14 protein-coding genes are annotated in these 14,582 nt (G+C 64.1%); 1 reads left to right on the forward strand and 13 read right to left on the reverse strand.

Annotation, left to right across the window (positions count from 1 at the left end):
- Window position 1: 1 nt before the first annotated feature.
- The 5 genes from BSY16_RS29340 to BSY16_RS29360 all read right to left on the reverse strand — a co-directional run bounded on the left by BSY16_RS29340 (window position 2) and on the right by BSY16_RS29360 (window position 5,445).
- Entirely contained in the window at window positions 2-1,015 is a 1,014-nt protein-coding gene (locus tag BSY16_RS29340; protein WP_069063277.1) for an alpha-ketoacid dehydrogenase subunit beta, read from the reverse strand.
- 1 nt (window position 1,016) lies between these two features.
- Complete coding sequence (locus BSY16_RS29345; RefSeq protein ID WP_069063278.1) at window positions 1,017-2,249, reverse strand: 3-methyl-2-oxobutanoate dehydrogenase (2-methylpropanoyl-transferring) subunit alpha; 1,233 nt, start codon at window positions 2,247-2,249, stop codon at window positions 1,017-1,019.
- A 64-nt stretch (window positions 2,250-2,313) separates the two neighbouring features.
- Window positions 2,314-3,441, reverse strand: a complete 1,128-nt coding sequence (locus BSY16_RS29350) for an acyl-CoA dehydrogenase family protein (RefSeq protein ID WP_069063279.1) — start codon at window positions 3,439-3,441, stop codon at window positions 2,314-2,316.
- A 25-nt stretch (window positions 3,442-3,466) separates the two neighbouring features.
- Window positions 3,467-4,654 carry an acetyl-CoA C-acyltransferase gene (locus tag BSY16_RS29355; RefSeq protein ID WP_069063280.1) on the reverse strand — a complete coding sequence of 396 codons (1,188 nt, stop codon included), beginning with the start codon at window positions 4,652-4,654 and terminating at the stop codon, window positions 3,467-3,469.
- A gap of 23 nt (window positions 4,655-4,677) precedes the next feature.
- Window positions 4,678-5,445, reverse strand: coding sequence for a 3-hydroxyacyl-CoA dehydrogenase (locus BSY16_RS29360; RefSeq protein WP_069063281.1), 768 nt, complete (start codon window positions 5,443-5,445; stop codon window positions 4,678-4,680).
- A 230-nt stretch (window positions 5,446-5,675) separates the two neighbouring features.
- On the opposite strand from BSY16_RS29360, the gene BSY16_RS29365 reads away from it, so the two are divergent.
- Complete coding sequence (locus BSY16_RS29365) at window positions 5,676-6,644, forward strand: AraC family transcriptional regulator (protein WP_286157284.1); 969 nt, start codon at window positions 5,676-5,678, stop codon at window positions 6,642-6,644.
- Window positions 6,645-6,791: 147 nt separating this feature from the next.
- On the opposite strand, the gene BSY16_RS29370 is transcribed toward BSY16_RS29365, so the two are convergent.
- From BSY16_RS29370 to BSY16_RS29405, 8 genes are all read right to left on the reverse strand, one after another.
- Window positions 6,792-7,892, reverse strand: a complete 1,101-nt coding sequence (locus BSY16_RS29370) for a mannitol dehydrogenase family protein (protein WP_069063282.1) — start codon at window positions 7,890-7,892, stop codon at window positions 6,792-6,794.
- Window positions 7,893-7,906: 14 nt separating this feature from the next.
- On the reverse strand, window positions 7,907-8,902 hold the full coding sequence (locus tag BSY16_RS29375; RefSeq protein ID WP_069063283.1) for a Gfo/Idh/MocA family protein: 996 nt from the start codon (window positions 8,900-8,902) through the stop codon (window positions 7,907-7,909).
- Window positions 8,899-9,780 (reverse strand): sugar phosphate isomerase/epimerase family protein, encoded by an 882-nt coding sequence (locus BSY16_RS29380; protein WP_069063284.1) that lies wholly within the window; start codon window positions 9,778-9,780, stop codon window positions 8,899-8,901. Before BSY16_RS29380 ends, BSY16_RS29375 begins: the two co-directional genes overlap by 4 nt.
- Before the next feature lie 23 nt (window positions 9,781-9,803).
- Window positions 9,804-10,637, reverse strand: coding sequence for a carbohydrate ABC transporter permease (locus tag BSY16_RS29385; RefSeq protein WP_069063285.1), 834 nt, complete (start codon window positions 10,635-10,637; stop codon window positions 9,804-9,806).
- Window positions 10,634-11,557, reverse strand: coding sequence for a carbohydrate ABC transporter permease (locus tag BSY16_RS29390; RefSeq protein WP_069063286.1), 924 nt, complete (start codon window positions 11,555-11,557; stop codon window positions 10,634-10,636). The genes BSY16_RS29385 and BSY16_RS29390 overlap by 4 nt, the downstream gene beginning before the upstream one ends.
- Window positions 11,558-11,664: 107 nt before the next feature.
- Window positions 11,665-12,867, reverse strand: coding sequence for an ABC transporter substrate-binding protein (locus tag BSY16_RS29395; protein WP_069063287.1), 1,203 nt, complete (start codon window positions 12,865-12,867; stop codon window positions 11,665-11,667).
- Window positions 12,868-12,891: 24 nt separating this feature from the next.
- A complete protein-coding gene (locus BSY16_RS29400; RefSeq protein ID WP_069063288.1) occupies window positions 12,892-13,872 on the reverse strand; it encodes an alpha/beta hydrolase in 981 nt (326 codons plus the stop codon).
- A complete protein-coding gene (locus BSY16_RS29405; protein WP_069063781.1) occupies window positions 13,869-14,555 on the reverse strand; it encodes a GntR family transcriptional regulator in 687 nt (228 codons plus the stop codon). Before BSY16_RS29405 ends, BSY16_RS29400 begins: the two co-directional genes overlap by 4 nt.
- Window positions 14,556-14,582 lie beyond the last annotated feature (27 nt).

Raw genomic sequence — 14,582 nt, forward strand, 5'->3', positions numbered from 1 at the left:
CTCAGCCCTCCATCACTTCTTTGAGCGCCCGGCCGACGCGGGCGGGGCCAGGGAAATAGTCCCATTCCTGCGCATGCGGATAGGGCGTATCCCAGCCGGTCACGCGCACCATCGGCGCCTCGAGATGGTAGAAGCAGTGTTCCTGAACCAGCGAAACGACTTCACCGCCGAAGCCGGAGGTGAGCGTCGCCTCATGCACGACGACACAACGGCCGGTCTTCTTCACCGATTGGACGATGGTGTCGAGATCGAGCGGCAGGAGGCTGCGCAGGTCGATAACCTCGGCATCGATCCCCGTTTCCTCGGCCGCAGCAAGCGCCACATGCACCATCGTGCCATAGGCGATGACGGTGACCGCACTGCCCGCCCGGCGGATTTCCGCCTTGCCGATCGCGATCGTATAATGCCCCTCCGGCACCTCGCCGAGATCGTGTTTCGACCAGGGCGTCACCGGCTTCTCGTGATGGCCGTCGAAGGGGCCGTTGTAGAGCCGCTTGGGTTCTAGGAACATCACCGGATCCGGATCCTCGATTGCCGCGATCAGCAGGCCCTTGGCGTCGTAGGGGTTGGAGGGAACGACGACCTTCAAGCCGCAGACATGAGTGAACAGCGCCTCGGGGCTCTGGCTGTGTGTCTGGCCGCCGAAGATGCCGCCGCCGGTCGGCATGCGAACGACGATCGGGCAGGTGAAATCGCCGTTGGAGCGGTAGCGTATGCGCGCCGCCTCCTGGGTGATCTGGTCATAGGCCGGGTACATGTAGTCGGCGAACTGAATTTCGACGCAGGGCCTCAGGCCGTAGGCCGCCATGCCGATCGCCGTGCCGAGAATGCCGGATTCGTTGATCGGCGCGTCGAAGCAGCGGGTCTTGCCATACTTGGCCTGAAGCCCCTGGGTTGCGCGGAAAACGCCGCCGAAATAGCCGACGTCCTCGCCGAAGACGACGACGTCGTCGTCGCGCCCCATCGAGACGTCCATGGCGCTGCGCACGGCCTCGATCATCGTCATTCTTGCCATGTCAAAACCCTGCCTTCTGCCGCTGGCGGCGGATATGGGCGGGCATGTCCGCATAGACGCCCTCGAAAATGTCACGCACGGACGGCTTGCCGCCGGCATGCAGCGTGCCATGGCTTTCGGCCTGTTTCTGCGCCTGGATCACCTCGTCGAGGATTTCCGCTTCGGCCTGGACATGACGCTCCTCCGACCAGACGCCGCGCACGATCAGGTGCTTCTTCAGCCGCAGTACCGGGTCGCCGAGCGGCCAGGCTTCGGATTCGGTCTTGGGCCTGTAGGCACTGGGATCGTCGGAGGTCGAGTGCGCCCCGACGCGATAGGTGACGTATTCGATCAGCGTCGGGCCGAGGTTTTGCCGGGCGCGATCCGCTGCCCATTTGGCAACTGCAAAGACTGCCAGGTAATCGTTGCCGTCGACGCGCAGCGCCGGGATGCCGAAACCAAGACCGCGCGCGGCGAAGGTGCCGGAGCCACCGCGGGCAATGCCTTGAAATGTGGAGATAGCCCACTGATTGTTGACGATGTTGAGGATGACCGGCGCCTTGTAGGTCGAGGCGAAGACGAGCGCCGAATGGAAGTCGGATTCGGCGGTCGAGCCATCGCCGATCCAGGCGGCAGCAATCTTCGTGTCGTTCTTGATGGCCGACGCCATGGCCCAGCCGACGGCCTGGACATATTGCGTGGCGAGATTACCGGAGATCGTGAAGAAGCCGTGCGCCTTCGACGAATACATGATCGGCAGCTGCCGGCCACGCAAGGGATCCGCCTCGTTCGAGTAGATCTGGTTCATCATCTCGACCATCGGATAGTCGTCGGCGATCAGCAACCCTGCCTGCCGATAGGTCGGGAAGTTCATGTCGCCCTTGTTCAGCGCCTTGCGGAAGGCGGAGCTGACCGCCTCCTCGCCGAGATGCTGCATGTAGAAGGAGGTCTTCCCCTGCCGCTGCGCCATCAGCATGCGGGCATCGAAGGCACGCAATTTCATCATGTTGCGCAGCCCCGTCAGCAGGTCCTCGTCGGAGAGCAGCCCCGCCCATGGGCCGACCGCCTCGCCGTCGCGATTGAGAACGCGGATGATGGAATAGGCGAGATCACGGATCTCCTCCGGCGCCACATCCACCGCCGGCCGCGGCACCGCGCCGGCCTTGGCGATCTTGACGGTGGAGAAATCCGGCTGGCCGCCCGGCCGGACTGCCGGCTCCGGGACGTGCAGGCTCAGATGCGGAACCTCGTTCATGTCCTGTCATTCCTCCCTTGTCGGCCGCCCATCCGCTACTCCTCGCGGAAGGCCGGCCACAAACTTACAAATTGCGCGCAATGACGATGCGCTGGACGTCGCTCGTTCCCTCGTAGATCTGGCAGATGCGGACATCGCGGTAGATGCGCTCGACCGGATAATCCGCCATGTAGCCATAACCACCATGGATCTGGATCGCATCGGAACAGACTTTCTCGGCCATTTCCGAGGCGAACAGCTTGGCCATCGATGCTTCCGTGAGGCAGGGCTGGCCCTCCTCCTTCAACTGCGCCGCATGCAGCACCATCTGGCGCGCCACCTCGATCTGCGTCGCCATGTCGGCGAGCCGGAAGGCCACGGCCTGGTGGTCGATGATCGGCGAGCCGAAAGCCATGCGCTCGCGGGCATAGTCGCGCGCCGCCTCGAATGCCGCGCGCGCCATGCCGACGGACTGCGCGGCAATGCCGATACGTCCGCCTTCGAGGTTCGACAGGGCAATCCTGTAGCCCTCACCTTCCGCACCAAGCCGGTGATCGGCGGAGATGCGCATGTTGCTGAAGGCGATCTGGCAGGTATCGGAGGCGTGCAGGCCAAGCTTCTGTTCCACGCGCACGACCTCGTAACCGGGCGTATCGGTCGGCACGATGAAGGCGGTGATGCCCTTCTTGCCCGCATCGGGATCGGTGACGGCGAAGACGATGATGACATTGCCGTTCTTGCCCGAGGTGATGAACTGCTTGGCACCGTCGATGACATAGTGATCGCCGTCGCGGCGGGCGCGGCTCTTCAGGTTCGATGCGTCGGAGCCGGCCTGCGGCTCGGTCAGCGCAAAGCCGCCGATCCATTCGCCGGATGCCAGCTTCGGCAGGAAGCGCTGCTTCTGTTCCTCACTGCCATATTTCAGGATCGGCACGCAGCCGACGGAACTGTGCACGCTCATTATGGTCGAGCAGGGGCCATCCCCGGCAGCGATCTCTTCCAGCGCCACGGCATAGGCGATGGTCCCCGTCTCCGAGCCGCCATAGGCTTCGGGCACGAGCATGCCGAGGAAGCCGAGCTCGCCCATCTCCTTCAGTTCCTCGCGAGGGAAGCGGCTCTCCGCGTCGCGCTCGGCCGCACCGGGCGCCAGCCGCTCGCGGGCGAAGTCGCGCGCCATGTCGCGGATCTGGGTCTGCTGTTCCGTCAGGATCATCGTCCGGTCTCCTCCCCGAAACCGTTCAGTGTCGCTCGATCGCCACCGCCGTCGCCTCGCCGCCGCCAATGCAGAGTGTTGCCATGCCGCGCTTCATGCCATAGCGCTCGAGCGCGGCCAGCAGGGTGACGAGCACGCGCGCACCGGAAGCGCCGATCGGATGGCCGAGTGCGCAGGCCCCGCCGTGCACATTGACCTTGTCATGCGGCAGATCGAGGTCGCGCATCGCCGCCATGGCGACAACGGCAAAAGCCTCGTTGATCTCGAACAGGTCGACATCCTTCAGGTTCCAGCCGGTGCGCTCGCTGAGCCGGCGCAGCGCGCCGATCGGCGCGGTCGCAAAGAGATTGGGTGCCTGCGCGTGCGTGGCGTGGCCAACGATGGTGGCAAGCGGCGTAATGCCCTCGCGCTCGGCCTGGGAACGCCGCATCAACACCAGTGCGGCAGCACCATCGGAGATCGAGGAGGCGTTCGCCGCGGTCACCGTTCCCCCTTCGCGGAAGGCCGGCTTCAACGTCGGGATCTTCTCCGGCTTGGCTTTGCCCGGCTGCTCATCGCGGTTGACGACCGTCTCGGAGCGCCCTGCCTTCACGGTGACGGGAACAATCTCGGCATCGAAGGCGCCGGTCTCGATCGCAGCGCGGGCGCGGGTCAGGGATGTGACGGCGTAGTCGTCCTGCGCGGAACGGGTGAACTGATAGGACTCGGCGCAGTCCTCGGCGAAAGTGCCCATCAGGCGCCCCTTGTCATAGGCGTCTTCCAGGCCATCCAGGAACATGTGATCGATGACGCGACCGTGCCCGAGCCGGTAGCCGCCGCGGGCCCGGTCGAGCAGATAGGGCGCATTCGTCATGCTCTCCATTCCGCCGGCGACGGCGATCGAGGCGCTGCCGGCGGCGATGAGGTCGTGCGCCAGCATGACGGCCTTCATACCCGATCCACACATCTTGTTGACGGTTGTGGCGCCGACGGCGAACGGCAGGCCGGCACCGATCGCGGCCTGCCGCGCGGGTGCCTGTCCCAGGCCGGCCGGCAGCACGCAGCCGAAGACCGTCTCCTCGATGGCATCCGAAGCAACGCCGCTGCGGTCGAGCGCGGCACGGATCGCGCTCGCACCGAGTTCCGGCGCGGTGGCATCCTTCAGGTCGCCCTGGAACCCGCCCATCGGGGTGCGGGCCGAGCCGACGATGACGATGGGATCCTGTAGTGTCATATCAAACCTCCCAACGACCCCATTCAGCGCGGCGCCATGCGCAACGCACCGTCGAGGCGGATGATCTCACCATTCAGCATGACGTTCTCACAGATATGGCGCACCAATGCGGCGAATTCCGCCGGCTTTCCGAGGCGCGGCGGAAACGGCACGCTCCGCCCCAGCGAATCCTGCACCTCCTGCGGCATGCCGGCCATCATCGGCGTCTGGAAAATCCCCGGCGCGATGGTCACCACCCGAATGCCGAAGCGGGCGAGTTCGCGGGCAATCGGCAGCGTCATCGCTGCGACGCCGCCCTTGGAGGCCGCATAGGCCGGCTGACCGATCTGGCCGTCGAAGGCCGCAACCGAGGCCGTGCTCACAATAATGCCCCGCTCGCCATCCGCCCCCGGTTCCTGCTTTTCGATTGCCGCGGCAGCGAGCCGGGTCATGTTGAACGTGCCGACGAGATTGATGGCGATCGTGCGCGCAAAGCTGTCGAGCAGGTGCGGCCCATCGCGCCCGAGCATCTTTTCGCCGGGCGCGACGCCGGCGCAATTGACCAAGCCATGCAGATGACCGAAGCGATCCAGCGCCATGTCGATGGCCGCTTGAGCGTCCTTCTCCTGCGTCACGTCGGTCTGGATGAAGGCTGCGCCGGTTCCAAGCTCGCTGACGATACCGGCGCCGGAATCGGCGTTGACGTCGGCGATCACGACATTCGCGCCCTCGCCCACCAGCATGCGTGCCACCGCCGCACCGAGGCCCGAACCACCACCGGTGACGACAAAGGTCTTTCCGTCGATCAACATGGCTGCTCTCCCTCAGCGCATTCGATTTCCGTAGAGCCGGCCCGAAGCGTCATGCAGTCCTCCCTGAGCCACATTCTGCCGACAGCCTACCCGCCCGTCTTGCCTCACTCTATGACGGTGCGATATTGCATACGATGACCGAAGCGTCTCGAACCATCGGCCAGTTTTACCACATCCTGCGGGACCTTACGATGACAGAAACCAGGCGGCGGATGATATAACCTTCCTTCGTGGAAGAGGCGACAGACTGCCTGAAGCGGCATGGCAAGGCACCCGAAGCGGTGCTGGCGGCGGTCGGGTTGCCCACCCGGATCGATGCGCCGGTCTCCGCCGAAAGCTATGGTGCGCTGTGGCTTGCGATCGCTGCCGAGATAGACGACGAGTTCTTTGGCATGGGCGGCAGGCCGATGCGGCGCGGCAGCTTCACGCTGCTCTGCCACTGCGTGCTGCATGCCAAGACCCTCGACCGGGCGCTGCGGCGCGCGCTACGCTTCCTCAACGTCGTGCTGGAGGATCCGCAAGGCCATCTCGAAATTGCCGACGGGCTGGCCCAGGTCGTGCTCAAGGACCGGACCGGCGCACGCTCCGCCTTTGCCTACCGAACCTACTGGATCCTGCTGCACGGCATCGCATGCTGGCTCATCGGACGCCGCATTCCGCTGCGGATGGTCGATTTCCGCTGTGCCGAGCCGGACCATGCCGCTGACTACCGGCTGTTCTTCGGCGCGCCCGTGCGCTTCGCGCAGCCGGTCAGCCGGCTCGCCTTCGATGCCTCCCTGCTGAAGCTGCCGGTCGCCCGCAGCGAGCAGGCGTTGAAGCAGTTCCTGCGCAACGCACCCGCCAATATCCTCGTGCGTTATCGCTACAACGCCGGCCTCGCCGCCAGCGTCCGCACGCGCCTGCGGCAGGTGCCCCCCGCATCTTGGAGCACGTTCGATGATCTCGCCGCGCAGATGCGCCTGTCGCCCTCGACCCTCAGGCACCGCTTGCATGCGGAGGGCCAAAACTACGCGGCCATCCGCGATGAAATCCGCCGCGACCTCGCAATCGAGATGCTGCAAACGACGGCACTCGGGGTCGGCGAAATCGCCACACGCCTCGGCTTCTCCGAACCCAGCGCCTTCCATCGCGCGTTCCGCAAATGGACGGCACAGAGCCCGGCGGCCTTTCGCCGGGCAACGACGCTGCAAAGCGGGTGACTACATCTCAGCTGGAGTAGGTTTTTTACTTTCGGGCAAAGCGGTTTTCGCAAGGGTCTTCAGCGCCCTTTGACGAAGTGAACTGTTCATCGGCTAGGTATTGGAAGACATGTGGCTGACCCCGACCTAGCCCACTACGCGGTCAGGTCATACCTCTCTCGCTACGATCGCTGCGAGGTGGCCCTGCGGCGAGGTGAATCCTGCAGCGTGGGCCAGATCGAGAAATGTGCCGATCCGGCGCTCGACCTTCTGCTTATGGTTCTGGGCGATATCGACCAGCCTGTGATCCAGGAAGGGATTGGCGAAACGCTCCATCGTGACGGCTAGGTAGTGTTCTGCCGCCTGCCCTTGTCCGAGGTGGTTAAAAACTGGCAGGACATCATCACTGTAAATGGCAGTCAGTAGGTCCAGCACCTGAGGATTGGCGATGAAGTCGCGCACGATCGGATCGCCCTGCCCGCCCCCTTGCTGCCAGATATCGACCAGGGCCGTATGGCCGAGATTGAGGACGTGCAGCTTCAGCCGCTCGATATCTTTCAGGTCGTCGACCATCTCGATCGCCAGATGCGCGCATGGGAGAACGACACCGTGCCCCTTCTGGATCGCCCAGAGCGCATAGGGTTCCGCCACGGCGCCGGCAGGCTCGATCGGCTCGGAAACGATACGATCGACAAGGCTGCAAGCCCAGACCACGCGGTCCTCGATATACGAGACAAGTGCACCGCCGGCGCCTTGCAGCCGCGCCACCGCCATGACCGCGTCCCTGAGAACCTTGCCGTTATCAACGACGAGTTCCATCGGCATCACGATGATCGGGGCCGCCCCGGCGGCGTGGCGGGCGGCCAGCAGATGGAAGAGCTTGGCGGGAAAGCTCATGGCGGGGTGGTAGGCCGCCGCGCCGTCTTCCGGCCGGCTTTGATAACCCGCATCCCCTGTGTTGGACAAAACGAACTCCGCCTCCTCGACGAAGACCCGAACCACCTCCGGCCAGTCGGTGGCGGCGGAAAGGCAGCGCTTTACCGACGTGACGGTCCTCGTCTCATCGACTGTGTTGCCCGCCTTGAGCCCCCGGATGCGAACCGGATAGCCCTCCGGCGCGGCAAGAGCGGCCAGCCTATGGCTGCGGGTCGCATCACCGGAGGTCTGCACCACAGTGATTGCCCGGCGTGGCGTTCCCTCCGATAGAAAGAGATCGGCATGAGCTTGCAGGAACCGGCTGGTTCCGAACTGGATGACGAGCGTCTTCATCGTGCTATCCGCCGTCAGAGTGCAAGCTCGTGCCGAAGGGTTTCCAGCCGCTCCATGGCGATCACGCCATCACGGATCGTCGGTGCCGGTGTTTGCGCACCCGCAAGCGCCGGGATCACGTCGGAGAGCAGCGAATGGTAGCCTTTCGGGTCCTCGTTGGCGGCTGCGGTGAAGTTGGGCTTCCATGCCAGCGTGTCGACCGCGTCATCGAGCGTGGCCGCCGCATCGTCCACCTTGAAGGGCGGGTTGCGGTTCCAGCGCACCTCGATGACATTGTCGATCTCGATGCGTTGGTGGTCACCCATGATCTCGATACGCTCGACCGGCGCGCCGCGTGATTGCATCGTGCCCATGGCGATGGTGCCGATCGCGCCGCATTCGAAATCGAAATTAACGTGGAATAGGACCTTGCCGCGGTCCTTCTCAACCTTGCGCGCGGTCAGCTTCGTGACCGGTGAGACGAGGAAGGACACGAGGTCCATGTAGTGCACGCAATGGTGCAGGAAAAAGCCGGTGTAATCGACATTGCCGGCGAAATAGCCAGGCGCAGTCATGTAGTAGCCGGTGAGGCCATAGATATCGCCGAAGCGGCCGGAGCGCAGGATGTTTGCTGCGATCTTGTTGCCGGCGGAGTAGCGCTTCATGAAACCGACGAGCAGCGGCTTGCCGGATTTTTCCGATGCGGCGAGCAGTTCGCGCGCTCCGGCGGCGCTGCCTGATGGCGGTTTTTCCATGAAGACGGGAAGACCCCGCTCCAGCGCCTTCTTGCCGAAGACGAGATGCTGGTCCGGCCCCACGGCCATGCCGACGGCATCGATATCCGTGCTCCGGATAAGCGCCTCAGCATCGCTCGTCAGGTTCGTCACGCCGAACTGCCGCCCGGCGGACGCGAGACGTGTGCCGTCGATGTCGCAGAGCGCGGTGATCTGAACGTCATGCCGGACGAGTTGCGGAAGCAGCATCTGGGTGGCGTGCACGCCACAGCCAATCCAACCGATCTTGAGTGTCATCGACGATATTCCGTAAGCAGGATGTGGGACTTGATGAATTCGGCACTGGCAGCGAGACGCTCGCTCTCGTCCTCATGCGGGGGACGCCACTGGGCGAAGGGAACGCCGAAGCGGTCGTCGTTGCGGCGGAAGGGTTCGAGCGACACCGGACCTTCGTAGCCGACCCCGTGCAACGCCCGGAACACCGCGACCCAATCCGTGGCCCCCGTGCCCGGGAAGCCACGGTGGTTCTCATTGGCCTGGAAATGCACGATACGCTTGCCGCCGAGCCGGATCGCCTCGGCAATCGAGGCTTCTTCCATGTGCATGTGGAACGTGTCGAGCATCAGTTGGACGGCGGGGTGATCGACCGCATCGAGCAGTTCGATCGCCTGCTGCGTGGTGCACAACACGTCACTCTCGAAACGGTTGAGCGACTCCACAGCCAACATGACCCCGAGCGCGGCGGCATGATCGCCCGCCTCCTTCAGTCCTGCAACGCAGCGCGCCTTTCGGGCAAGCCGCTCCTCTTCCGACACTGGCTGCGGCGGGCGCCCGGCGAAGACCAGCGGATTGCCGGTGAGCGGGCCGCCAACGATGGTGGCACCGAGTGCTGCGGCACAATCGGCCGTGTATTTGAGATAGTCGATGCCGGCGCGATGGGCCGCAGGATCGTCCGACGAGAGATTGCGCTGCAGGTTGACGCGAGCGGCGAGCACTACACCAAGCCCGGCGGCCTCAAGGGCACGGCGCGTCTCCGCCAGATCGAGTTCGCCCGGCTCCGGCACGAGAAGCTCGACGAAGTCGTAGCCGAGCCTTCGCATTTCGGCGAAAAGCGGGAAGTGCTCGGCCGTGAAGGGCCGCGCATATTGCATGGAGATCAACCCGACGGGGTTCATGGTCTATCCTCTTTCATTCGTATTCAGCCCTTCACCGCGCCCTGGGTCAGCCCGCCGATAAGGCGACGTTGCACGAGAAGGAAAAGGATGGTGGCGGGCATGGCGCCGACGACCGCACCGGCGGCGAGCAGCCCCCACTCGATCTGATATTCGCCGATCAGCGTCTGGATCGCGACTGTGACGGGCCGGACATTCTTGCCGCCGAGCGTCAACGCGTAGAGATATTCGTTCCAGGCGGTGATGAAGATGTAGATGCCGGTAGAGATGATGCCCGGCATGGTGAGCGGCAGCACGACGCGGCGCAGAGCCGTCAGCCGCGAGCAGCCGTCGATCATCGCCGCCTCGTCGAGGCTCTTCGGGATCGCGCCGATATAGCTGGTCAGCATCCAGACCGCGAAAGGAATGGCGACGGTCGCATTGGCCAGGATGAGCCCGAAATGCGTGTCGAGGATACCGACTTTGCGCATCAGCACGAAGAGCGGCAGGATGAGCAGCACGACCGGGAACATGTTGATCAGCAGGAACTGCAGCATCAGGAGTTTGCGGCCCGCGAACCGGAAGCGCGAGAAGGCATAGGCTGCCGTCACTGCGACGGCGAGGCCGAGCACCACCGTGCCACAGGCGATGATCAGGCTGTCAAGCATATTGCCGAGGAACGACGTCTGCTGGAGCAGGCGCACGTAGTTGTCGAGGCTCCAGCCGGCCGGCGAGACGGAAACACCCGTTGCGTTCAGTGCCGCGGTCGGCGTCAGCGAGGTCAGCACCATCCAGGCGAAGGGCGCCATGGCGAAGAGCACGATTGCCAGCACCGGCAGGTCGGTGGTGAGGATGCGACGGAGCGTGGACGGCTTGTTCATCGTTCGACCTCCCGCATGGTCCGGGCGAGATAGACGGCGACGATCGCGCCGAGAAGGATGGTGAAGGTCACGGCGATCGTCGTGCCGTAACCGAAATCGAGGTTCTGCCGGGCGCGCACGAATGCATAGAGCGGCAGGGTGTGCGTGGCATAACCCGGCCCGCCGCCGGTCATGACGAAGATCACGTCCATGGAATTGGCGACCCAGATGACACGCAAGAGCCCCGCCGTGGCCAGCACCGGCGCGATGCCCGGCAGCGTGATGTGCACGAACTGCCGCCAAGCCGAAGCACCGTCGATGGAGGCGGCCTCGTAGTGGCTGCGTGGAATGCCTTGAAGAGCGGCGAGGATCATGACGGCGAAGAAGGGAAAGCCCTGCCAGGTCAACGTCGCGATGATTGCATAGAGCGCAAGATCGGGATCGGCGAGCCATGGCACGGCCGACTGCACGATCGACAGGTAAAGCAGGATATCGTTCAGTACGCCGGTGTTGGGATCGTAAATCCAGCGCCACATCAGCGCGATCACAACGCTCGGCAACGCCCAGGGGATGATGATGAGCGCCCGCGCCAGCCCCCGCCAGGGAAACTCGCGATTGAGCAGCAGTGCCGTCAACAGGCCAAGCCCCATCTGGAGCGGCACCGTCAGGCCGATCCAGAGAGCGGTGTTGCCGAGTGCAGTCCAGAACACCGGATCGGCGAAGAGCTTCGCATAGTTGCCAAAACCGACGAAGCGGCTCGCATTCGGTTTCCAGAGGACAAGATCGTAGAGGCTGGTGAAGACCGCCTGCACCATGGGAAAGAAAACGATGAACAGCGTGACGAGCACCGCCGGCGCCAACAGCATATAGGGCATCATCCGGACGCTCCAGGGCGTCGGGATGGTCAGGGCGGTTGAAGTTGGGGCGGTTGTCGCGGTCATTCGGTCGTTCCGGGCCTTTGGCAATCAAAAGGTCCCATCCGCCCCGATGTTCGGGCTGGGCGGATGGGAGATCGGAGCGGACCAAGGACTGCCCGCTCCAGGGAGGATCATTGCTGCGCGAAGAGCGCCTCGAGTTGCTGCATCATCTGTTCAGAGGTGATCTGGCCGGTCAGCGCCTGCTGCATCGCCGTCTGCCAGGCCGTGTTGACGAATTCCGACGTCGCCGTGCTCTGCGGCAAGACATGCGCGAAGGGCAGCGACTGGACAGTCGCATCGACGAAGCGGCGCTCATGCAGCGTCCAGTTCGCAGACCCGCTCTTGGTCACCGTCATCTGGCCGGTCGCCTTGTTGAATGCGACGTTGTTCTCGCCCTCGGCAAGGAACGCGATCCATTTCCAGGCCGCATCCTTGACCTCGGAGGAAGAGAAGACAGCCAGCGATTCATCGCCATAGGACGTCCAGCGGCCGCCGCCGCATTCCGGCACCGGTGTGGCCGAAACCTTGTCGCCGAGCGCTTTCACCATGTCATTGGACGAGCCGATATGGTGGATCGTCATTGCCGTGGTGCCGTTCTTGAAGGCGGCGGTGATTTCCTGGAAGCCGTCGTTCGGCGCCGAAGCCGGGATGACCTTATCCTTCTGGAAGAGATCAATCAGCCACTGGTTGGCGGCGATCGCCTGCGGCGTCGTCAGGCCACCCGGCTCCAGCTTTGCGCCCTGCGAGAGCACGAAGGCACCCCACTGGTCCCAGCCGCCCTTGCCGCCGCGCAGGCCGAAGCCGTAGGTCGCCGGCGCCTTGGTGAGCTTGATCGCGGCGTCGCGGAATTCTTCGCAGGTCGTCGGCGGCTTCAGGCCGGCCGCCTCGAACAGGTCGGCGCGATAATAGAGATAAAGCACGACATACTGGATCGGCAGATAATATTGCTGGCCATCCGGCCCCTTGTTGAGCTCCAGAAGGTTGTCGAGCAGATCCGCCTTGCCGGCCCAGGCGTCGATGCGTTCGCCGAGCGGTTCCAGCACGCCCATTTCCAGCAGGCGCGGCTGGGCGAAGAGCTTGACCATCGCGGCATCCGGCGCATTGCCGCCAACGAGCGCGGTATAGAGGTTGTCGTAATAGCTGTTCCACGGAACGTTTTCCGCTTCGATCTCGATGCCCGGATTGGCCGACTCGAATTTCGCGACCAGATCGGCCATCGGGTTTTCCGGATTGTCGAAATGATACCAGAAACGAACGGTTTCCGCCGACGCGGTGCTTGCCAGAAGCGACGCCGCGAGTGCGGCGCCGATTGCCAGGGTCTTCCAGATTTTCATTGTCTCCTCCTTTGAAAATCGAATTCAGTTCGAGCCGGCCATGTGCCTCGCTGCGGCTCCTGCCGCTGCCAGCGCCTCCCGCGCGGCAGCCAGATCAAGCGTGTTCTGCAAGAACCCGTGCGTGACGCCCGGCACCACCGTCAGCGCCTCGCTTCGACCGAGGCGTCTCAGGCGCTCGTGCAGCGTACTGCTGTCGGACAACAACGGATCGACGCCGGCTGCCATCAGGTGGAGCGGCGGCAATGCTGCCAGGGCCTCATCCGTCGCGAGCAGCGGACAGGCGAGCGGGTCTGCCGATACGTCACGATCTCCGACATACCATTGCCAGTATCGCTGCATCTTCGCAGTCGTCAGACCCGGACCGTTCTCGAAGTCACGATAGGACTCCGTGTGAAAATCGCCGGCATAGGTGCCATAGAAAAGCAACGCGCCCGCGACAGCCTGACGCCCGCTGGATTGCTCATGCAGCATCGCGGCAAGGGCAAGATTGGCGCCAGCCGAGTCACCGGAAAGGATAAGCGGACCGTCCTTGACCCCGCTGGAACCGGAAACGGCAAAGGCGTTGCGGATCGTCGCGACGACATTCATGAGGCCCGCGGGATACGGATGCTCCGGTGCCAGGCGATAGTCCGGCAAAAGCACGGGCAGGCCACATTCCAGCGCAAGCACGCGCGCGCAGCGCTCATGCGTCTCCGGGCTGCAGAAGGCAAACCCGCCGCCATGCACGAAGATGACCGCACCCGGGCCGTGGCCAGGCGGGACCAGGACCTTGATCCGCAGTCTTGCCGAGCCGAGGTCCGCATCCTCATCGATCCAGACGTCAGCCACCTGTGCCATCTCGGGCAGGTCGACATTCCAGCGGCGGTTGCCGTCTTCCGAAAGCGCGCGACCTTCTGCCGGCGGAAGCGTCGTCGGATCGACCTGCGGCCCTGCCTCGGCGGCAACGCGGGCGAGCAGTGCCGCCATTTCCGGCGAAAGCCGCGATGTGCCGGAATTAGCGGTCATTGTGTAGCATCCGGGAAAACGTCGGGGCCGAGATCGACGATCGTCGCAATGTGATGACGCAGTGCGTCGCTTGCCGCAGCCACATCGCCGCTTGCGATCGCATCGATGATCGAGCGGTGACGCTGGGCCGTCGCCACGAGGTCGCGCGGCATCGTGCTGCGCGAGATCTTGAAGCGGTGGTTGTGCACCAGGCAGCGATGCAGGATCGGATCAAGCGCCGGAAGTTGCGCGTCCTGAAAGATGCGACGATGAAAATCCCGGTCGAAGGATGCCAGTTCAAGCTCGTCGCCAGCCTTTGCCGCCTCCAGCATGTCGGCGAAAATCGCGTCGAGATCGGAAACCAGCGTGCGGCCCGGTGCGCGCAACACCCGGACAATGCCGTTGCATTCGATCTGCTGGCGCACACGGAACATCTCGACGGCTTCAGCTTCCGTACATTCGGAAACCTGCGTGCCGCGATGCCCCTGCCGGCGCACCAGCCCCTCTTCCTGCAACTGAAGGAGCGCCTCGCGCACAGTCCCCTGACTGCACGAGAAATGCGCCGCCAGCTCCAACTCCGTCAGAGCCGTCCCTGCCGGAAGCACACCCAGCATGATGTCGCGCTTGATGGCATTGAAGGCAGCGGCCGACTTGGCCGGCCTTGCCGCGTTTCGTGCATTCGACGGTGTAGAAAAATAAGTCATCACCCGGCCTGCAGAGTTGCCAATCGT

It is taken from the genome of Sinorhizobium sp. RAC02 (genome assembly GCF_001713395.1).
Classification (GTDB): Bacteria; Pseudomonadota; Alphaproteobacteria; order Rhizobiales; family Rhizobiaceae; genus Shinella.